This window comes from Mesorhizobium sp. ES1-3 (assembly GCF_020164795.1).
Lineage (GTDB): Bacteria > Pseudomonadota > Alphaproteobacteria > Rhizobiales > Rhizobiaceae > Mesorhizobium.
This window is the reverse complement of the sequence record NZ_JAIUGW010000006.1, coordinates 228,718-246,640: the sequence shown is the minus strand read 5'-3', so window position 1 is coordinate 246,640 and position 17,923 is coordinate 228,718. Positions and strand designations below refer to the sequence as shown.

At 62.6% G+C, this 17,923-nt stretch carries 19 protein-coding genes and 1 pseudogene; 5 read left to right on the top strand and 15 right to left on the bottom strand.

What is annotated here, in order from left to right:
* Window positions 1-115: 115 nt before the first annotated feature.
* Together LB536_RS12255 and LB536_RS12250 are read right to left on the bottom strand one after the other, a co-directional pair.
* Entirely contained in the window at window positions 116-832 is a 717-nt protein-coding gene (locus LB536_RS12255) for a hypothetical protein (RefSeq protein ID WP_224592473.1), read from the bottom strand.
* A 36-nt stretch (window positions 833-868) separates the two neighbouring features.
* Window positions 869-1,981, bottom strand: a complete 1,113-nt coding sequence (locus LB536_RS12250) for an endonuclease/exonuclease/phosphatase family protein (RefSeq protein WP_224592470.1) — start codon at window positions 1,979-1,981, stop codon at window positions 869-871.
* A 162-nt stretch (window positions 1,982-2,143) separates the two neighbouring features.
* Between LB536_RS12250 and LB536_RS12245 the strand changes: the two genes are divergently transcribed.
* Window positions 2,144-2,725 (top strand): BA14K family protein, encoded by a 582-nt coding sequence (locus LB536_RS12245; RefSeq protein ID WP_224592467.1) that lies wholly within the window; start codon window positions 2,144-2,146, stop codon window positions 2,723-2,725.
* A gap of 75 nt (window positions 2,726-2,800) precedes the next feature.
* Here LB536_RS12245 and ilvC read toward each other — a convergent pair whose 3' ends face one another.
* Together ilvC and LB536_RS12235 are read right to left on the bottom strand one after the other, a co-directional pair.
* On the bottom strand, window positions 2,801-3,820 hold the full coding sequence (ilvC, locus tag LB536_RS12240) for a ketol-acid reductoisomerase (RefSeq protein ID WP_224592464.1): 1,020 nt from the start codon (window positions 3,818-3,820) through the stop codon (window positions 2,801-2,803).
* Window positions 3,821-3,954: 134 nt separating this feature from the next.
* A complete protein-coding gene (locus LB536_RS12235; protein ID WP_140758065.1) occupies window positions 3,955-4,608 on the bottom strand; it encodes a TetR/AcrR family transcriptional regulator in 654 nt (217 codons plus the stop codon).
* Window positions 4,609-4,985: 377 nt separating this feature from the next.
* Between LB536_RS12235 and LB536_RS12230 the strand changes: the two genes are divergently transcribed.
* On the top strand, window positions 4,986-5,495 hold the full coding sequence (locus LB536_RS12230) for a hypothetical protein (RefSeq protein WP_224592462.1): 510 nt from the start codon (window positions 4,986-4,988) through the stop codon (window positions 5,493-5,495).
* Between the two features lie 20 nt (window positions 5,496-5,515).
* Here LB536_RS12230 and LB536_RS12225 read toward each other — a convergent pair whose 3' ends face one another.
* Window positions 5,516-5,968 carry a MarR family winged helix-turn-helix transcriptional regulator gene (locus LB536_RS12225; protein ID WP_224592519.1) on the bottom strand — a complete coding sequence of 151 codons (453 nt, stop codon included), beginning with the start codon at window positions 5,966-5,968 and terminating at the stop codon, window positions 5,516-5,518.
* Between the two features lie 101 nt (window positions 5,969-6,069).
* On the opposite strand from LB536_RS12225, the gene LB536_RS12220 reads away from it, so the two are divergent.
* On the top strand, window positions 6,070-6,807 hold the full coding sequence (locus tag LB536_RS12220; protein ID WP_224592442.1) for a glutathione S-transferase family protein: 738 nt from the start codon (window positions 6,070-6,072) through the stop codon (window positions 6,805-6,807).
* Here the strand turns inward: LB536_RS12220 and LB536_RS12215 are convergent.
* Window positions 6,755-6,937, bottom strand: a pseudogene (locus LB536_RS12215) (FAD-dependent monooxygenase); the annotation flags it as partial. The gene LB536_RS12220 and the pseudogene LB536_RS12215 sit on opposite strands and share 53 nt — an antisense overlap.
* Window positions 6,938-6,980: 43 nt before the next feature.
* Window positions 6,981-7,403, bottom strand: coding sequence for a winged helix-turn-helix transcriptional regulator (locus tag LB536_RS12210; protein ID WP_224592439.1), 423 nt, complete (start codon window positions 7,401-7,403; stop codon window positions 6,981-6,983).
* A 135-nt stretch (window positions 7,404-7,538) separates the two neighbouring features.
* Between LB536_RS12210 and LB536_RS12205 the strand changes: the two genes are divergently transcribed.
* Window positions 7,539-8,429, top strand: a complete 891-nt coding sequence (locus LB536_RS12205; RefSeq protein ID WP_224592436.1) for an SDR family oxidoreductase — start codon at window positions 7,539-7,541, stop codon at window positions 8,427-8,429.
* A 34-nt stretch (window positions 8,430-8,463) separates the two neighbouring features.
* Here the strand turns inward: LB536_RS12205 and LB536_RS12200 are convergent, their stop codons facing one another.
* From LB536_RS12200 to LB536_RS12185, 4 genes are all read right to left on the bottom strand, one after another.
* Window positions 8,464-9,504, bottom strand: coding sequence for an SDR family oxidoreductase (locus LB536_RS12200; protein WP_224592433.1), 1,041 nt, complete (start codon window positions 9,502-9,504; stop codon window positions 8,464-8,466).
* A gap of 38 nt (window positions 9,505-9,542) precedes the next feature.
* Window positions 9,543-11,462 (bottom strand): potassium transporter Kup, encoded by a 1,920-nt coding sequence (locus tag LB536_RS12195; protein ID WP_140812679.1) that lies wholly within the window; start codon window positions 11,460-11,462, stop codon window positions 9,543-9,545.
* A 152-nt stretch (window positions 11,463-11,614) separates the two neighbouring features.
* Window positions 11,615-13,528: a potassium transporter Kup gene (locus LB536_RS12190; RefSeq protein ID WP_224592429.1), complete on the bottom strand. Its 1,914-nt coding sequence runs from the start codon at window positions 13,526-13,528 to the stop codon at window positions 11,615-11,617.
* A gap of 95 nt (window positions 13,529-13,623) precedes the next feature.
* Window positions 13,624-14,364: a pyridoxine 5'-phosphate synthase gene (locus LB536_RS12185; RefSeq protein ID WP_224592410.1), complete on the bottom strand. Its 741-nt coding sequence runs from the start codon at window positions 14,362-14,364 to the stop codon at window positions 13,624-13,626.
* 160 nt (window positions 14,365-14,524) lie between these two features.
* Between LB536_RS12185 and LB536_RS12180 the strand changes: the two genes are divergently transcribed.
* Entirely contained in the window at window positions 14,525-14,953 is a 429-nt protein-coding gene (locus tag LB536_RS12180) for an STAS/SEC14 domain-containing protein (RefSeq protein ID WP_224592408.1), read from the top strand.
* A gap of 24 nt (window positions 14,954-14,977) precedes the next feature.
* Here the strand turns inward: LB536_RS12180 and LB536_RS12175 are convergent, their stop codons facing one another.
* The 4 genes from LB536_RS12175 to nthA form a co-directional block, all read right to left on the bottom strand.
* The gene (locus LB536_RS12175) at window positions 14,978-16,105 is read right to left on the bottom strand and encodes an ATP-dependent RecD-like DNA helicase (RefSeq protein WP_224592406.1); all 1,128 of its coding nucleotides are present in this window, start codon (window positions 16,103-16,105) and stop codon (window positions 14,978-14,980) included.
* A 136-nt stretch (window positions 16,106-16,241) separates the two neighbouring features.
* On the bottom strand, window positions 16,242-16,607 hold the full coding sequence (locus tag LB536_RS12170; RefSeq protein ID WP_224592404.1) for a nitrile hydratase accessory protein: 366 nt from the start codon (window positions 16,605-16,607) through the stop codon (window positions 16,242-16,244).
* The gene (gene nthB / locus LB536_RS12165; RefSeq protein ID WP_224592402.1) at window positions 16,594-17,253 is read right to left on the bottom strand and encodes a nitrile hydratase subunit beta; all 660 of its coding nucleotides are present in this window, start codon (window positions 17,251-17,253) and stop codon (window positions 16,594-16,596) included. The genes LB536_RS12170 and nthB overlap by 14 nt, the downstream gene beginning before the upstream one ends.
* The gene (nthA, locus tag LB536_RS12160) at window positions 17,250-17,855 is read right to left on the bottom strand and encodes a nitrile hydratase subunit alpha (protein WP_140758076.1); all 606 of its coding nucleotides are present in this window, start codon (window positions 17,853-17,855) and stop codon (window positions 17,250-17,252) included. Before nthA ends, nthB begins: the two co-directional genes overlap by 4 nt.
* Window positions 17,856-17,923: the final 68 nt, after the last annotated feature.

The following is a 17,923-nucleotide window of genomic DNA, read 5'->3' as shown; positions in this document are numbered from 1 at the left end:
AAAAGGCCGGATGGAGCCCCGACTACCTCGCCTCAATCCTCGGTCAACTTCCCCGTTAACCTGGATTCGCAGCCCTGCACTCTTCGGCAGGACGCACGCCCAGGGTACTAACGATTTAGCCTTCGTTCGAAAAATGCCACTCGATCAGCGGCTTCATGTGCCGCGACAACCCGTCCGGCAGGTCGCCGGCATGGCGGATCACCACCGGTCCCTCGATCTCCGGATCGGCTTCGGTGGCGACGAAGGCCGAGATTCGGCGCGCAATCTCGTTGGCAGGCTCGTCCACGTGATAACGGCGGAAGATGACGGTGCCGCTTGCCGCCGACAGGGCGTGCCAGCGCACGCCGCGCCTGGCATCCGACAGGTCGAGGCCGGTCTCCTCACGCACCTCGCGGATCATGTTGAAATCGACATCGACCAGCCCATCACGGAAATCGATCGGCTCGAACGAGCCGGCGGCGAAATAGACGCTGCCGGCACCCACTGTGTGTCGTCCCATGCGGATCGCCACCAGCGCGTTGTCCCCGGCCACCAGCATGGCATGGCCATAGGCGTGCTCGGCGCCGGAATTCTCGCGCCGCTTGCGCCAGAGCATGAAGGTCGAGTAGTTGATCGCATGGCACCGGCCAACGAGGCTGCGGTCGCGATAGGCAAGCTCTGAAAGCAGAACCACCGTGCCGTCGAACAGCGCCGGATTGGCCGATATCTCCTGCCGCCAGTTCTCGGCGATCGTCTCGGCATTATCCACCGCGAAGGGATGCGGGCCGGCATCGAGGCGCACATCGATGGCGTCGACCGGCAGGATGACATTGCGCGGAAGATCAAAACTCATGTCGGCTCAGGCCCTATCCTGCCCACATCCTGCCCATCAGACCATGTCCAGCGTGATCGCCACCGGGCAATGGTCCGAAGCCTTGGGCCGATCCCACCCGGTGCGCGGGAAGCGCTCGACTTCCTGGCCGGCGGGAAAGATCGTGCGCCAGGGTTGGCCGTTGCGGATGATGTCGGGTACCGCGGTGGCGTTCTTCGCCGCCAGCCCCTTCGACAGCAGGATGTAGTCGAGTTGGCACAGATGCCGCTCTTGCGGCCCGCGTGTGTGATAGAAGCTCCATCGGTTCATTTCCGGCCGCCGCTCGACGACGTTTTCGCAGAAGCCGCCCGCTGTCAGCACATTGATGCAGGACAGGTTCTCGTCGACCACCTGGAAACGGTAGCCGTCGATCTCATCGCCGGCGATCTTCACGCGCTGACGGTAGTCGTTCATGTCGCCGCAGATCGCCCAGCGCTTGTCGGCCGCATGATCCACACCGAAACGCTCCTCGATGATGCGCCGCACGGCCTGCGCCTCGGCGATGCGCACCGGCATCGTCGCTTCGCGTCCGTCGAACCCGTTGCGGGGCGACCCCATCGACTTGAAGTGCACGAGATAGAGCGTCAGCGGCACACCGCCCACGGTGACATCGACTTCCAGGCAGTCACGCCGGAAGATGCGTTCATTGGCCTGGCTGCCGAGGGCTGCAAGCTCCGGCGTGTGCAACCCGAACTGCTCGTAGGTGACATAGGCATGGCTGGTCATGCGCACGAATTCGATCGGCTGTCCCTGCGCGGTTTCGTTGCGCATCATCAGGGCGACATCGATGCCGCGCGAATCATTGCCCGATGTGGTGTATTTCTGGCGGTAACCCTGCCCCACCATCTTGAACAGATAGCCATATTCGAAGGCCTTCAGGGCCTCGATGTTGTCGACCTCCTGCATGCAGATGATGTCGGCACGGGTGGCGGCGATGGCCAGCGCCGTCAGCTGGCGCGTATCGTCGGATTGCGCGATGGCACGCGCCTGTTCCAGCATCCTGTATTCGGCCTCGCTCTGGATATCGAACAGCGCCAGCGTCCGGTCTTCGTTGAGCTGGTTGCGATAGCCGGAAAAATCGAACCTGTTCATCAGGTTCTCGACATTGAAGGTGGCAAGGCGCAGCGACATGCCCCGACCTTTGCCTGCAAGCGACAGCCAACACAAGAGTCAAGGCGCATGCCCGTCATGGTTGACGGAACCTTTCCGTTCATCTTCCGTTCATAGGAAAAGTCCCATCAATAGGCCTCTTCCCGGGTGTCGGCGTGGGGCCTTTACTCCTTGGAGAGTGAAATGAAACCGCTCTTTTCTTCCTTCCGGTCCGGGCTGATAAGCCTCGGCCTTGTTGCGGGGCTGACGGTGCCGTCGCTCGCCGGCCCGATCCTGCAACCCGATCTCTCGACCGCAACCGCGACGCCCGCGCCGCAGATCATCCCCGTCCGCGACAGCTGGGCCGGCGGTAACGATCGCCCGATCTGGCGCTGGCGCAACGGCGGCGGCGACTTCAGATTCCGCTCCGGCAACTTCAGCGGTCAACGTCATTTTTCCCGTAACTGGAACGGCGGCAACTGGAATGGCAATAACAACTGGCGCTGGCGGCATCATCGTCGAAACTTCGATGATGGTGACGCAGCCATTTTGGGTCTAGGCCTCGGCCTTGGATTGGGCAGCCTGGCCTATAACAACTATTATGATCCCTATTACTATGACTCCTATCCGCGGTACTATCACCCGCATCGCTACTACCGTGCGGGTCGGCTTTCCAGCGCCCATGTCCAGTGGTGCTATAACAGGTACCGGTCGTATCGAGCCTGGGACAACACGTTCCAGCCCTACAACGGCCCGCGCCAGCAGTGCTGGTCGCCTTACAGTTGAGCTGTAATCGAACCTGGCAATCTGAAATAAAAACGGCGCCTCGCGGCGCCGTTTTATTGGTCGGGCCTGGATCGTTCAGTTCTTGGCTTTGTCGACCAGCTTGTTCTTGGAAATCCACGGCATCATCGCGCGCAGCTTGGAGCCGACTTCCTCGATCTGGTGGCTGTCGTTCATGCGGCGGATGCCCTTGAAGCGCGACATGCCGGCGCGGTATTCCTGCATCCATTCCGAGGTAAATTTTCCCGTCTGGATGTCCTTCAGCACACGCTTCATCTCGGCCTTGGTCTCGGCGGTGATGATGCGCGGACCCGAGACATATTCGCCCCACTCGGCGGTGTTGGAGATCGAATAGTTCATGTTGGCGATGCCGCCTTCATAGATCAGGTCGACGATCAGCTTGACCTCGTGCAGGCACTCGAAATAGGCCATTTCCGGCGCGTAACCGGCTTCCACCAGCGTCTCGAAGCCGGCGCGGATCAGTTCGACCAGGCCGCCGCACAGAACGACCTGCTCGCCGAACAGGTCGGTCTCGCATTCCTCGCGGAAATTGGTCTCGATGATGCCCGAACGGCCGCCGCCGACGCCGCAGGCGTAGGAGAGCGCGAGGTCGAGCGCATTGCCAGAGGCGTCCTGGTTGACTGCGACCAGGCACGGCACGCCTCCGCCCTTCTGGTATTCGCCGCGCACCGTGTGGCCCGGGCCCTTCGGCGCGATCATGACGACGTCGACGGTCGACTTCGGCTCGATGAGGCCGAAATGCACATTGAGGCCGTGCGCGAAGGCGATCGCGGCACCGTCGCGGATGTTCGGCGCGATTTCGTTCTTGTAGATGTCGGCCTGCAATTCGTCGGGCGTTGCCATCATCATCAGGTCGGCCCATTTGGCGGCGTCGGCGACGCTCATCACCTTGAGCCCGTCGGCCTCGACCTTCTTGGCGGTCGCCGAGCTGGCCTTGAGGCCGATGGCGATCTCCTTGGCGCCGGAATCCTTGAGGTTGAGCGCATGCGCCCTGCCCTGGCTGCCATAGCCGATGATGGCGACCTTCTTACCCTTGATCAGGTTGAGATCGGCATCACGATCGTAATAGACACGCATTTTACTTCCTTCCCGTTTTGAAGAGAGCATGATGCCGAAAAGTGTGAAGCGGTTTTCGGACGACATCATGCTCCATCTCTTGATGTAGAGCCGGATTCAGATTTCAGGTCGATTTGACCTGAAATCATCCGGCTCTATGGGCCTTGAGGCCCGGTTTTTGCTCCGAAAAGAGCGAGAAACTGTTGCGTCGCGCGGATGGCATCGCCGCCGATCGCCGCCTCAGTCAATTCCAGCCGGTCACCGAGCAGCAGACGGATCTGCACATCCCGGCCAACCAGCCCGAAAAAGGTACGGAACGCCGTCTCGGCATCCGCAAATTCAACGAGCCCGGCCTGCCGGCCGGCCTCCAGCACCGGCTTCAACCGCTTGGCCAGTGCAAAGCGCCCATTCTCCAGCACGACGGCGCCGAGATTGTCCTTGCCCGAACCCGCATGACCGACCGCCACCCTATTGAGCGCGATCGAGGTATCGCTTGAAATGACCTTGAGCCAGTCGCGGGCAAAGCGCTCCAGGCTCGCCGCCAGCGAGACAAGGTCGAGCCCCTTGCCGTCGACCTGCGCCACACGCACCTTGGACGCCTGCCACTGCACGGTCGCGGTCAGCAGGCCGTCGCGGTCACCGAACCATTTGTAGAGCGTTTCCTTCGAACAGCTCGCTCGCCGCGCGACGGCGGCCATGGTCAGGTTGTCGCCGTCCTCGACCAGCAACCGCAAAGCCGCATCCAGGACGGCCTGCTGCCGCTCCGTCAGCGTCTCGCTGTTGTCGATGTCGGGCACGCTGTGCAACACGTTCTTCCCTCGCGAACGGCCAAGCCAGTCAATTTCGGCAAGCCGTACCGTACGTTACGGTTCGCCACTTCTATGACGTATTGCGTCGGCGTACGCAAGCCCTTTCGCCGCAGCGAGAACCGCCAGCACCTTCGATGCAGCGATCTGCTGTAGAACGGATCGAAACCTACAAAGCCATGCTTGTTGTAAATCTGACCGTAATGCCGAAAAGCTATTCTTGACCAAGCGCAACTTGAGTTCCGACGAGCGATGGCAGAGCTGTGACAGCATCCGACCCTGACCAATTCATTGTCATTCCAGGGGAGCCTACTTTCCGGAAGTCCGTGGTCTCCCCGGTATCGGTCCAGCTTCCGATTACAGCGTATGTGAACAGACGAATGACCGTCTTTGTCGGCGCTTTCTGGACATTTGTTACGCTGATAATGGCCATTGCCGCATTGACGTTGTTTCTCGGCACGCCCCACCACACATTTTTTGAAAACATAGCGCTGACACTGTTTGGACTTTTCGCCCTTGGGATGGTCCCGCTTTCATCGGCTGCCGCGCTTTTTTGCTTCCAGGACGCCCGATCGAATGAACCAGTCTTGATTATCGACAAACAGAGCCTGATCGACAATCGCTCTGGTTTGTCGGTCAGATGGATGGATGTCGTGAGCGCACGGCCAGTCCACAACTGGGGCGTCACGCTGCAAATGCGTGACCCCACCGCTTTGCCGAAATCCTTGCGGCTCGGATACCCGCTTCTGATCTGGCGCAAACCCGATGAAGTCCATGTTCAGTCGAATTTCCTGAGCGCGCCGCAGCACGAGATCGTCAAATCAATTTTTGGACTCGTCGGTCTGGGCGGAGGTCAGGTTTTGCCCAGCCGACCGTTCCGGCTACTCTGATTCCGAATACACGACAGAGATCAGTCCGCGGCGGGCGGATGGCGCAGCTGGCCAAGCAGTTCCGAGATCATGCTCAGCTCATCCGATGAAAGCTTGGCACCCACCAGTTCGGCGATCGAACGTCCGTAGACCGCCCACATCCGGCGGCGCGTCTCACGTCCCCTGGCCGTGATTCGGATGGTTTGCCCACGCCCGTCATCGGCCACCGGCAGTTTTTCGACCAGACCGTCGGTCTCGAGCCGGGCCAACAGCCGCGAGATGTTGTATTGCGCAAAAAGGGTGCGCTCGATCAATTGAAACGGGCGCAAGCCGCCCTCGCCGGCCTCGGCAAGCTCGTGCAGCACGTCGTACCATGCAAGCGGCGGCAGGCCGCCCTCCTTCAGAGCCTCCTCGGCGCGTTCCATCAATTGGCGCGAAACCCGCATCAGGCGGGCCCAGACCTTGATTGCATCCGGCGAAGGCATCTCTGTCATGGCTGCACCATAAGAGATAGATGCAATTGCATCAAGCTTGACGATCAATGCAATTGCATCTACATAGATGCAATTGCATCGATATTGAGAGGCACATCCCCATGCAACATACCGACACCCTCAGTCTCGTCAGCCACCCCCTTTGCCCCTATGTCCAGCGTGCGGCGATCTCGCTGGCCGAGAAGGGCGTCCCGTTCGAACGCGTCGACATCGACCTCGCCAACAAGCCGGACTGGTTCAAGGCGATCTCGCCGCTCGGCAAGGTGCCGCTGCTGCGCGTACGGCAAAATGGCGACGAGACGATGATCTTCGAATCCGCGGTCATCCTCGAATTCCTCGAGGAAACACAGGCCAATCCGCTCCACCCGGCCGACCCTTATGCCCGCGCCCGGCACCGCGCCTGGATCGAGTATGGCTCAGCCATCCTCAACGCCATCGGCCGGTTCTATTCAGCATCGAGCGAGGCCGGCCTCCTCGCCGAGTCCAGCGTCCTGTCGGCGATGTTCCACCGTGTCGAGGCTGAACTGTCGGACGGCACCGGGCACGGCGAGCCATGGTTCGCTGGTAGTCGCTTTTCCCTCGTCGATGCCGTTTACGGCCCGGTCTTCCGCTATCTCGACGCCTTCGACCGCATCGGCGATTTCGGCATCCTGGACGGCAAGCCGCTTGTCCAGGCCTGGCGCGAGGCGTTGAGCGAACGCACTTCGATCAAGGGCGCCGTCGCGCCCGACTATCCGCAGCGCCTGCATGCTTTCCTGCGGGCGAAGGAGTCTTTTCTCTCGAGTCTCATTCGGCAAGGCGATCCGACCACCGCGCTTCGGCAAGCCCAGCCCGCCTGAACGGATCGATCACCGTGCCGGCCACCATCGACGCCAGGAACCGCCGCGCCGGCGAAACCCTGGCGGTCGTCGCCACCAGCCTGTCGCGGATGAAGGGCAGCGCCACGGAATCCAACTGGTAGAAGGGCGTGGGAACCCAGCCGCCGGATCACATCGATTCGCGACGCCGAGCGCTACCCGGCCGTTCGAACCTGGGCCGAGTCGAAGGCAGTGCGGGCGCCGCGCACCGCGTCGTGGTTGTTTTCAGCCCACTGCAACAGATACTGCAAAGCGTCGAACATCGATCGCCCAAGGTCGGTCAGGCTGTATTCGACGCTGGGCGGCTTGGTTGGAAACACTTCGCGACGCACATAGCCGTCGCGCTGCAGATCGTAGAGCGTTTGGGTCAGCATGCGCTGCGAGATATCGGGAACCAGCCGCCGCAGCTCGCCGAAGCGATAGGGCTGCTCGGCAAGGGCCGCCGTCAACAGCGAACTCCATTTGCCATTGAGTCCCTGGATGACGTCGCGGACCGGGCAATCCGCAATGTTTCCGCCGTCGGTCATCGCCTTGTAGACTTCGAGTTTGGATTTCAGATTGACGGTCCGGCTGTCCATGGCTGGTTCCCTGCGTGTGCCTACCTCCCGAAAAACTGCCTTCTTTACGGCAGTGGGTCAATTCCTATTTTAGTGCTGGTCTCTTTTTGAGACCGCCACCCGAACCGCCCTTCCGGCGCAATGTCAGGATCCTCCATGACCGCAACTCTTCTCGTTACCGGCGCGTCCGGCCAGCTCGGCCGCAGCGTCATCAACCATCTTCTGGACACGTTCGAGATACCGGCGGCCCGGATCATCGCCACGACCCGCACGCCCGCCAATCTTGCCGACCTGTCGGCGCGCGGCGTCACCGTTCGCGAGGCCGATTTCGACGATCAGGCCTCGCTTGCCAAAGCCTTCGCCGGCGCCGACCGGGCGCTGATCATTTCGACCAACGAGCTGGCGATCCAGGGAAAGCGCCGCGAACAGCAGCTCGCGGCGGTCGCTGCGGCCAGCAAGGCCGGCGTCGGCCACCTGCTTTACACCTCCCTGCCCAACACGGAGCCGGGTTCGCCGGTGCTCTTCGCGCCCGACCATTACGACACCGAACAGGCGATCAAGGCCAGCGGCATTCCCTACACGATCTTCCGCAATGGCTGGTATGACGAGAACCTGTTCATGGCGATGCCGCAGATCCTCGCCTCGGGCCAATGGTATACGTCCGCGGGCGACGGCGCCATTTCTTACGGCGCGCGTGACGACCTCGCCGCGGCCATTGCGGCGGGGCTGGCTTCGGACGCGACCGAAAGCAAGACCTACACACTGACCGGACCCAGGGCCTATACATCAGCCGAAGTCGCCGCACTCGTTACCGAAGTCACCGGCAAACCGATCCAGGTCATTCAGCTTTCGGACGAGGCCTTGGCCGAGGGGATGAAAGGCGCGGGCCTTCCCGAGCCCATCGCCCGGCTTCTCGTATCCTTCGATGCTGCCACGCGCGCCGGCGACCTTGGCATGGTGACGGACTCCGTCGAAAAGCTTTCCGGTCGGAAGTCGGTACCGCTGAAGCAGTTCCTCGAGGCCAACAAGGCCGCACTGGCAGGCTGAAACGCGCGCGGCGGGAAGTCTTTCTCCCGCCGCGCTATTTCGGGGTTTTGACCAACCCAAGCCGGATCAGGCTTTCTCCGGTGGCGGCCAGCGCGTCCTCGCGCGAGCGCGGCGCCCAGCCGAGCATGCGCACGGCCTTGGCGTTGGTGGCGTTCTTGACCTTGCCGAGTTCCGTCACCAATTGCGCGGCTTCCGCGTTGAACAGCCCCACCGCCCGCACAAGCCAATCGGGAAGCTCCCGCGTCGAGACCCGCGAGGCGGCGGCGCCGAGCCGCGTCTTCACAGTCCGCGCGATCGCCCGCACCGTCATGAAATCGCCAGCGACGGCCAGAAACCGCTCGCCCTTGGCGGCGGGATTGGTCATGGCGCGCACGTGCAGGTCGGCCACGTCGCGCGCATCGACCACGCCGAAGGACAGGCGCGGCAATCCCGGCATGGCACCGTTCATCATGCGCTGGACAAATTCGGTGGACGTCGAATGGTCTGATCCGAGGACAGGCCCGAAAATTCCGACCGGATTGACGACCGCCAACTCCAAACTGCCACCCTCGGCGGCGATGAAATCCCAAGCCGCGCGCTCGGCGAGCGTCTTCGACTTCACATAGGCGCTGACCTTGGCCGTTGGATCGGTCCAGCTCTCCTCGGTGAAGGGCCGGCCGTCGGGCCGCATCTTGCCATAGCCGATGGCCGCGAAGGACGATGTCAGCACGACGCGCCTGACGCCGGCGTCTCGTGCAGCCTTGAGCACACGCAAGGCGCCTTCGCGGGCCGGAACGATCAGCTCGTCCTCGTGTTTGGGCACGCCGGGCGGGAACGGTGACGCGACATGCAGGACATAGTCGCAGCCGGCGACGGCGTCGGGCCAGCCAGCGTCGCTCATGAGGTCGGCGATGGCAAAGGAGAGCCTGTCGCCTGGCTCGGCGCCGCCGGCCTTCAGCATGGCGATAACGTCGGCTTCGCGCTTGGCGGAGCGCACCGTCGTGCGCACGCGATAGCCCGCCTTCAACAGGGCAAGGATACAGTGTGCGCCGAGGAAACCCGATCCGCCGGTGACAAGCACCAATTCGCCGCTCATCTCAGCCCTCCCCGTTCAGGTCGAGACGATCGAACTCGTCAGATCGCCACCTGTGTGCCGATTTCTACCACACGTCCGGTCGGGATCTGGAAATATTCAGTGGCGTCCGCCGCCGTGCGCGCCAGGCCGATGAACAGCCTGTCCTGCCATACCGGCATGCCGGAATTGGGCGAAGCCTTGAGCGAGCGCCGTGACAGGAAAAAAGACGTCGTCATGATGTCGAACTTCCAGCCCTGTTTGCGGCAGATCGCCAACGCGCGCGGGATGTTGGGCTGTTCCATGTAGCCGAAGGTCAGCGTCACCCGCATGAACAGCTCGTTGACCGTCTCCATCTTGACGCGGTCGCTGTCGGGCACGACGGGCTGGGGGGCGGTCACCACCGAAAGGATGACGTTCTGTTCGTGCAGCACCTTGTAGTGCTTGAGGCTGTGCATCAGCGAGGTCGGCGCGCTGAGCGGATCGCTGGTCAGGAACACCGCGGTGCCGGATACCAGCTGCGGCTTTTTCTTCAAAAGGTTGCCGGCGAGGAAATCGAGCGGGATCTCGTTGCGGCGGGTCTTGTCGAACAGATAGCGGCTGCCGCGCACCCAGGTCCACATGCCCAGCACGATGGTGAAGGCCACGACCAGCGACGCCCAGCCGCCTTCGAACACCTTGACGATGTTGGAGGCGAAGAAGCCGATGTCGATGAAGGCGAACAGCACGGTCAGCGGGACCGCCAGCGACAGCTTCCATTTCCAGATACGGGTCATGACGACATAGAGCAGCACCGTCGTCACCAGCATGTTGCCGGTCACCGAGATGCCGTAGGCGGAGGCCAGCTTGCTGGACTCGCCGAAGCCGACCACCAGCATCATCACCACCAGGGCCAGCAGAAGGTTGACGCGCGGCATGTAGATCTGGCCGGACTGCTTTTCCGATGTGTGCAGGATTTCCAGCCGCGGCAGCATGTTGAGCTGCACCGCCTGCCGGGTCAGCGAAAAAGCCCCTGAAATGACCGCCTGGCTGGCAATGACGGTAGCCGCCGTCGCCAGCACCACCATCGGGATCAGCGTCCAACCCCCGTTCATCTCGAAGAACGGATGGCCCACCACGCCGCCATTCGCCAGTATGAAGGCGCCTTGCCCTGCATAATTGAGCAGCAGGCAAGGGAACACGATCGCCAGCCAGGCAAGCACGATCGGCTTGCGGCCGAAATGGCCGAGATCGGCATAGAGCGCTTCCGCGCCGGTCACGGCAAGGAAGACGGCGCCGACCGTCACGAAGGCGACGTCGGGCGAATTGATCAGGAAAGCGACGATATAGTGCGGGCTGACGGCCCACAGGATTTCCGGATCGACGATGATGTGATTGATGCCGGACAGACCGATGGCCAGGAACCACACCGCGGTCACCGGCCCGAACACCAGCCCAACGCCGCCGGTACCGAAGCGCTGGACGGCAAACACCACGGCGAGGATGACCAGCGTCAATGGCACGACATAGGGCTGGAAAGTGGGGGTGACGACATTCATGCCCTCGACCGCCGAAAGCACCGAAATCGCCGGCGTGATGACCGCGTCACCGAAAAACAGCGAGGCGCCGACGATGCCGATGCCGAGAATCACCGCCGAGCGCTTCGGAAAACTGCCGCGGGCCAGCGCCATCAGCGACAGCACGCCGCCCTCGCCGCGGTTGTCGGCACGCAGCACGAACATGATGTACTTTACCGTGACGGTAATAGTCAGCGACCAGATGATCAGCGACAGCACGCCGAGAATATCGGCACGGGTCGCGACATCGCTGCCGGACGAAGCGTGCAACGCCTCCCGGAGCGCATAGATCGGGCTGGTGCCGATATCGCCATAGACCACGCCGAGTGCGCCCAGCATCAACACCTTGGTGCTGTGCTGCTCGATTTCGGGATGGCTCGATTGGTCGACGGGTTCTGCCTCACTACCAGCATTGGCAAGGGCCATGCACGACACTCCGATAAACGCGCGGTGCTCTACGCTTGCTGCAGTGCAATATCAAGTGCCGTAGCGTTATGGCACTCATGTCGGCAGCGCGCGGCTCTTGCGGGGCGACTTCTCGCGGAGGGCAGACCCGCGGCCCGGCAAGCGCGTGTCTGTTAAATGGCGACCTGCGTGCCGATTTCAACGACGCGGCCGGTGGGTATCTGGAAATACTCCGTCGCATCGGCCGCCGAGCGCGCCAGGCCGATGAACAGCCGGTCCTGCCACACGGGCATGCCGGAATTGGGCGAAGCCTTGAGCGAGCGCCGCGACAGGAAGAAGGACGTCGTCATGATGTCGAACTTCCAGCCCTGCTTGCGGCAGATCGCCAGCGCGCGTGGAATGTTTGGCTGTTCCATGTAGCCGAAAGTCAGCGTCACCCGCATGAACAGCTCGTTGACCGTCTCCATCTTGACGCGTTCGCTGTCGGGCACGACGGGCTGCGGCGCCGTCACCACCGAGAGGATGACGTTCTGCTCGTGCAGCACCTTGTAGTGCTTGAGGCTGTGCATCAGCGCGGTCGGCGCGCTGAGCGGATCGCTGGTCAGGAATACGGCGGTGCCCGAGACCAGCTGCGGCTTTTTCTTCAAAAGGTTGCCGGCGAGGCAATCGAGCGGGATCTCGTTGCGGCGAGTCTTGTCGAAGAGATAGCGGCTGCCGCGTATCCACGTCCACATGATCAGCCCCATCAGGCAGGCAACGGTGATCGAGACCCAGCCGCCTTCCACGATCTTCACGACATTGGCCAGGAAGAAGCCGCTGTCGATGATGCCGAAAAGCAAGGTCAGCGCCAGGGCGAGCGCCAGCTTCCATTTCCACATCTTGCGCATCACCACGAACAGCAGGATCGTCGTCATCAGCATTTCGCCAGTCACCGAGATGCCATAGGCGGAAGCCAGCGAACTCGAACTGCCGAAGCCGACCACCAGCAGCATCACCCCCAGGGCGATCAGCAGGTTGACGCGGGGCATGTAGATCTGCCCGGACTGCATTTCCGAGGTATGCTGGACCTCGATACGTGGCAGAAGGTTGAGTTGCACCGCCTGCCGGGTCAGCGAAAAAGCACCCGAAATGACCGCCTGGCTGGCAATGACCGTCGCGGCCGTTGCAAGTCCCACCATCGGCATCAGCGCCCAGTCGGGCAGCATCTGGAAGAATGGATTGGTCGGTTTTCCGTCATTGGCGAGCACAAAGGCGCCCTGCCCGAAATAGTTGAGCAGCAGGCAGGGGAAAACCACGGAAAACCATGCCAGCACGATCGGCTTGCGTCCGAAATGGCCGAGATCCACATAGAGCGCCTCGGCCCCGGTTACTGCCAGGAACACGGCGCCGACAGTGACGAAGGCGGCGGTGGGTGTGCTGGCCAGATAGGCGACCGCGTAATAGGGATTGATGGCGAGCAGGATCGATGGATCATCCATCAAGTGCCAGAGGCCCGCGACACCGATCGCCAGGAACCACAGCGCCGTCACCGGCCCGAACACCGCCGCAACCTTTCCCGTGCCGAAGCGCTGCACGGAAAACAGGATGGCAAGGATGACCAGCGTGATCGGCACCACATAGGCGTCCAGCTTCGGGGTCACCACCGTCAGGCCTTCGACCGCCGACAGCACCGAGATGGCCGGCGTTATGATCGAATCGCCGAAAAACAGCGCCGCGCCGCAAAGACCGATCACGAGGATCAGCCGGGCGCCCTTGGGATAGGCGCTGCGTGCCAACGACATCAGCGACAGCGTGCCGCCTTCGCCCTTGTTGTCGGCGCGAAGCACGAAGGCGACGTATTTGATGGTTACGATGATCGTCAGCGCCCAGACGATAAGCGACAGCACGCCAAGCACGTGAACGCGCGTATCGATGCCGGCTGAGGCGTGAAGCGCCTCGCGAAAAGCGTAAATCGGACTTGTGCCTATATCGCCATAGACGACACCGAGCGCGCCCAGCATCAGGACCTTGGTACTGTGCTGCTCGACCTCCGAATGGCTCGACTGCTCGACGGTTTCAGCCTCGCTCCCGCTATTGGCAAGGGCCATCGACCACTCTCCGAAAAGCGCGCGTTGCTCTATGCATGCTGCGATACGATATCAAGTGCACGCGATGGCTGCCATACCAATACGAAGCATTACCCCTACCAGCCGCAAGCCCTGAGAAACCGACCCACTGTGCCGGCCATGCCATACTCCAACGCGTCGGCTGTCAACCCATGTCCGATCGACACTTCGGCCAATGCCGGAATGCGCCTTGCCAGATCAGGCAGATTGGCCACCGTCAGATCGTGTCCGGCATTGACCTGGAGGCCGGCGGCAAATGCCGCGTCTGCCGTTTTCCCCAATCTTTCCAATTCCTTGGTCGCCTTGCCGGAATCGGAATGGTAGCTGCCATAAGGGCCGGTATAGAGTTCGATACGATCGGCGCCCGTATCGCGCGCAGCCCCTATGCCGGCGGGATCCGCGTCGGAAAACAGCGAGACCCTGAAACCGCCCTTCTTCAGACGCCTGACGATCGGCGTCAGGAACGCCGCATCGGCAACGAAGTTCCAGCCATGGTCGGAGGTTGCCTGCGCGGGATCGTCAGGCACCAGCGTCACCTGTTCGGGCTGGTGCTTTTCCACGAGCGCCAGGAAATCCTCGCTTGGGTAGCCCTCGGTATTGAATTCCGCCTGCGGGAACTCATCGTCGATCAGCGCCCTGATCTCGGGCAGGTCGGAATGCCGGGTGTGACGTTCGTCGGGGCGCGGATGCACCGTCAGCCCATGCGCTCCGGCGGCAAGGGCAAGGCGGCCGACACCGATCACGCTTGGCCACGGCAGGTCGCGCCGGTTGCGCAGCATGGCAATGGCGTTGAGGTTGACAGAAAGCTTGGCGGGCATGGTTTGGCGTCCGTGAAACAGGCGATCGAGGCACGCCACGCTCATTCGTTCCGGCGCGGCGCATTTGAGACGGCGCATCTATAGCGTCTTTGACGGGAACAGATAGGGCCTTTCCGGTGTTCCAGAAGACCAACATATTCCGCGAAAGGGAGGCACCGCCTTGAATTTCCTCCAATCCGTGCCAGCGATTCGCCGCATCGACACCAGCCGCGACGACCTCTTTGCCATCGATGTGGTCGGCCATGTCTCGGCCGCCGATGCCGAGAACCTGTTCGGCCTGCTGGAGGCGGCCTATTTGCTCCATCGGAGAATCGACGTGGCCGTGCGCATAGTCGATCACGAGGGCGTCGATTGGGCGGATATCTCGGATGAGACCATCAAGAAGGGTGCCGTCCAGGCATTGGAACATATTGGCCGTTGCGCGGCGATCGGCGCCCCTGACTGGACGCCGAACGCACGACGCGCCTTGCCCGATTCGTCGCCCGTCGAATTCAGGTATTTCAAGCTCGAGGACGAAGCTGCTGCCTGGGAATGGCTCGGCGCGCAGCCGACGAGTGAGGAGGCCACACCCGCTCCAGAAAAACAATGAAACGCGGTTTCCGTCTCCCCGCTTCTATCTGACGATGGTCAGTCGTTCTGCGGCCCGGGTGATGGCCGTGTAAAGCCAGCGCTGGCGCGTTTCCTTGAAGGCCCAGCTTTCGTCGAACAGCACGATCTCGTTCCACTGCGAGCCCTGTGCCTTGTGCACCGTCAGCGCATAGCCATAGTCGAAATCGTCGAAGCGCTTCTTCTGCTGCCAGGGGATTTCGGCGTCCGGATCCTCGAACGCCGCCTTGAGCAGCTTGATCTTGGCGACGCCGCGATCCGGATCGTCCTCTTCGGGCGAAACCAGAAGGTTGATGCCGGGCTTCACCGTCTCGCGCGACGACGTCATCACTTTCCACAGCGAGCCGTTGAGCAGGCCTTTGGCCGGATCGTTGCGCAGGCACACCAGCTTGTCGCCCGCTTGTGGGTAATCAGCATTGAAGCCTTTCAGTTCGCGCAGGCGCTGGTTGTAGCGCCGCCGCGTGCGGTTGGTGCCGACCAGCACCTGGTCGGCCAGCAGCACCAGTTCCTGGTTGACGTCTTCCTTGCCGATCACCTGCGCGGTGCCATAGTCGCCGCGCATGAATTCGCGGCCCTCGCGCACGTCGAGCGCCAGCCGCAGGATCGGATTGTCGCGCGCCTGCCGGTGGATTTCGGTCAGCAAGAAGTCGGGCTCGTGATCGGTGAAGAAGCCGCCGCCCGAGATCGGCGGCAACTGGCCGGGATCGCCCAGCACCAGGATCGGCGTTCCGAAACTCATCAGGTCGCGGCCAAGCTGCTCGTCGACCATCGAGCATTCGTCGATGACGACCAGTTTCGCGCGCGAGATCGGGCTCTGCCGGTTGAGCGAAAAGGTCGGCGACATCGAGGTCTTGCCGGTCACCTCGTCGGCCACCGATTCCTCGCCCTTGGGCCGGTAGATCAGCGAATGGATGGTGCGGGCGTTGACCGCGCCCTTGGAGCGCAGCACTTGCGCAGCCTTGCCGGTGAAGGCGGCGAACTGCACCTGGCCGTCGACATGTTCGGCGAAATAGCGCGCCAGCGTCGTCTTGCCGGTGCCGGCATAGCCGAACAGCCGGAACAACTGCGGCTTACCGGTTTTAAGCCAGCGGGCGACCGCTTGCAGCGCCTCATCTTGTTGGGGTGAAAATTCCATCTGATCGTGTGACCGGATTCGCAAGGCAAAGACAAGATAGCCGCCACCAGCATCGACACAGCCGGTGGCGACTGCGGTTCAGGCTATCAGCCGCAAGCAAGAACGTAAAGGGAACGAAAAAAGCAGCCGCGCAACTTCAGCTGGCAGCGCGCGGATCGTTCTCCAGCAGGATCGGCTTGCCATGTGGCGTGGCATGCGCGGCGCGCTCCCAGGCCTGCGCCATCGCGTCGACGTCGAGCTTGGCGGCCAGCCCCTTGGCGGCAAGCAGCCCTTCCAGCGCCGCCAGCCAATGCTCGTAATAATCATGGCCGTCCGCCGCGGCACCTGGCTTCTTCACCTCGGCCGACAGGGCATCCGCCCACTCGCCCCACGAAAACAGGCCCTTGTCGTGCAGGGCCACCGTCATGGCGAACGCTTCGGCCTGCCATGGCTCGGCGAACACCGGTGCGTCGAGGCCGGCGGGCAAACCGGCGCCAGGCCCCTTCGCTTCAGACCGCCTCAAGATAACTCTCCCAGGCGTCGATCGAGACGGTCAGTGTCGGGTCGGCGCTCTCGCCCCAGATTTCCGTGCCATCGAAAACCACGGTATAGACCCACTGCGGATTCTCGCCCTGCCCATGCGCGTTACTGTCGGGAAAGACGAAGCCGTCGCGCACCGCCTCGATCGTGCCCTGCTTGTCCCGCGCATAACGCGGCAGCCTGGTATGACCGGTCGGGTTGATGTTTTTGGTTCGCACCGAATCACCGGCCTTGAAGCGCGGCGCTGTCTCGACCGGCCGGTCACAACGACCGCCCTTGGCCAGAACAGCCGGAACGTTTTCCGCCTTCAGCACTCGTTTCGGGGTCGCCGCTGGATCGATCGCCTCGCCTGCGCTGAGGTCGCGCTCGCTGACGAAGCCGTGCCGCTTGAGCAGGGTCTCCAGCGCCTTGATCCAGATTTGATAGTAGCTCGAGCCATAATAGTCGGCCGGATGCAGCGATTCCCGCGCGTGCCGGCTCTCGTCGATGTTCCAGGCCCCCATGCCGCCGGCGCAGAGCGTCACGCCGAGCGCCCGCCTCTCCCATTCCGCATGGAAATAGGGTTCATCCTTTTCGGGCGAGATCGGGCCGAATCCCATCTGTCCGCCGAGATCCTGCGGCCCGTTCATGCCGGTTGCCTCGCCAGAGCGGTGCCGATCATCGCATCGCGGCTGACCAGTTCGGCCAGCCGCTCCTCGCTCCAGCCTTCGGTGCGCTCGGGCCGCATCGGCACGACGAGATAGCGCAGTTCCGCCGTCGAATCGCAGACGCGTATCTTCGTCCCGGCCGGCAGCACCAGCCCGAATTCCTCGAGCACGCCGCGCGGATCGATCACCGCCCGCGACCGGTAGGGCGGCGCCTTGTACCACACCGGCGGCAAGCCAAGCACCGACCAGGGATAGCAGGAGCACAGCGTGCAGACGACGAGGTTGTGGGTATCCCCGGTGTTGAAAACCGCCTGCATGTGCTCGCCTTGGCGCCCGCTATAGCCCAGCGATTCGATCGCCGCCGTCGCATCGCGCTTCAGCCACTCGGCAAAGGCGGGATCGCTCCACGCCTTGGCCACCACCCTGGCGCCGTTGCGCGGGCCGATTTTCGTCTCGTAGGTATCGACGATGACGTCGATCGCGGCCGGATCGATCAGCCCCTTGCGGGTCAGGATGGTTTCGAGCGCCCGCACCCGGGCGGCAAACGGATCGAGTTCGTTGTCATGGTCATGATCGTGGGACATGACGGCAAATTACGGTTCCGACCCGCCGGCCGCAAGCTCCATGGCTTGGGCCAACGGGGACCGGCGTC

Excerpts from the sequence above, each read along its gene's own strand:
- LB536_RS12255 (WP_224592473.1), bottom strand. The coding sequence starts at position 832 with ATGAGTTTTGATCTTCCGCGCAATGTCATCCTGCCGGTCGACGCCATC.
- LB536_RS12250 (WP_224592470.1), bottom strand. The coding sequence starts at position 1,981 with ATGTCGCTGCGCCTTGCCACCTTCAATGTCGAGAACCTGATGAACAGG.
- LB536_RS12245 (WP_224592467.1), top strand. The coding sequence starts at position 2,144 with ATGAAACCGCTCTTTTCTTCCTTCCGGTCCGGGCTGATAAGCCTCGGC.
- ilvC (WP_224592464.1), bottom strand. The coding sequence starts at position 3,820 with ATGCGTGTCTATTACGATCGTGATGCCGATCTCAACCTGATCAAGGGT.
- LB536_RS12230 (WP_224592462.1), top strand. The coding sequence starts at position 4,986 with ATGACCGTCTTTGTCGGCGCTTTCTGGACATTTGTTACGCTGATAATG.
- LB536_RS12225 (WP_224592519.1), bottom strand. The coding sequence starts at position 5,968 with ATGACAGAGATGCCTTCGCCGGATGCAATCAAGGTCTGGGCCCGCCTG.
- LB536_RS12220 (WP_224592442.1), top strand. The coding sequence starts at position 6,070 with ATGCAACATACCGACACCCTCAGTCTCGTCAGCCACCCCCTTTGCCCC.
- LB536_RS12210 (WP_224592439.1), bottom strand. The coding sequence starts at position 7,403 with ATGGACAGCCGGACCGTCAATCTGAAATCCAAACTCGAAGTCTACAAG.
- LB536_RS12205 (WP_224592436.1), top strand. The coding sequence starts at position 7,539 with ATGACCGCAACTCTTCTCGTTACCGGCGCGTCCGGCCAGCTCGGCCGC.
- LB536_RS12200 (WP_224592433.1), bottom strand. The coding sequence starts at position 9,504 with ATGAGCGGCGAATTGGTGCTTGTCACCGGCGGATCGGGTTTCCTCGGC.
- LB536_RS12195 (WP_140812679.1), bottom strand. The coding sequence starts at position 11,462 with ATGGCCCTTGCCAATGCTGGTAGTGAGGCAGAACCCGTCGACCAATCG.
- LB536_RS12190 (WP_224592429.1), bottom strand. The coding sequence starts at position 13,528 with ATGGCCCTTGCCAATAGCGGGAGCGAGGCTGAAACCGTCGAGCAGTCG.
- LB536_RS12185 (WP_224592410.1), bottom strand. The coding sequence starts at position 14,364 with ATGCCCGCCAAGCTTTCTGTCAACCTCAACGCCATTGCCATGCTGCGC.
- LB536_RS12175 (WP_224592406.1), bottom strand. The coding sequence starts at position 16,105 with ATGGAATTTTCACCCCAACAAGATGAGGCGCTGCAAGCGGTCGCCCGC.
- nthB (WP_224592402.1), bottom strand. The coding sequence starts at position 17,253 with ATGAACGGGCCGCAGGATCTCGGCGGACAGATGGGATTCGGCCCGATC.
- nthA (WP_140758076.1), bottom strand. The coding sequence starts at position 17,855 with ATGTCCCACGATCATGACCATGACAACGAACTCGATCCGTTTGCCGCC.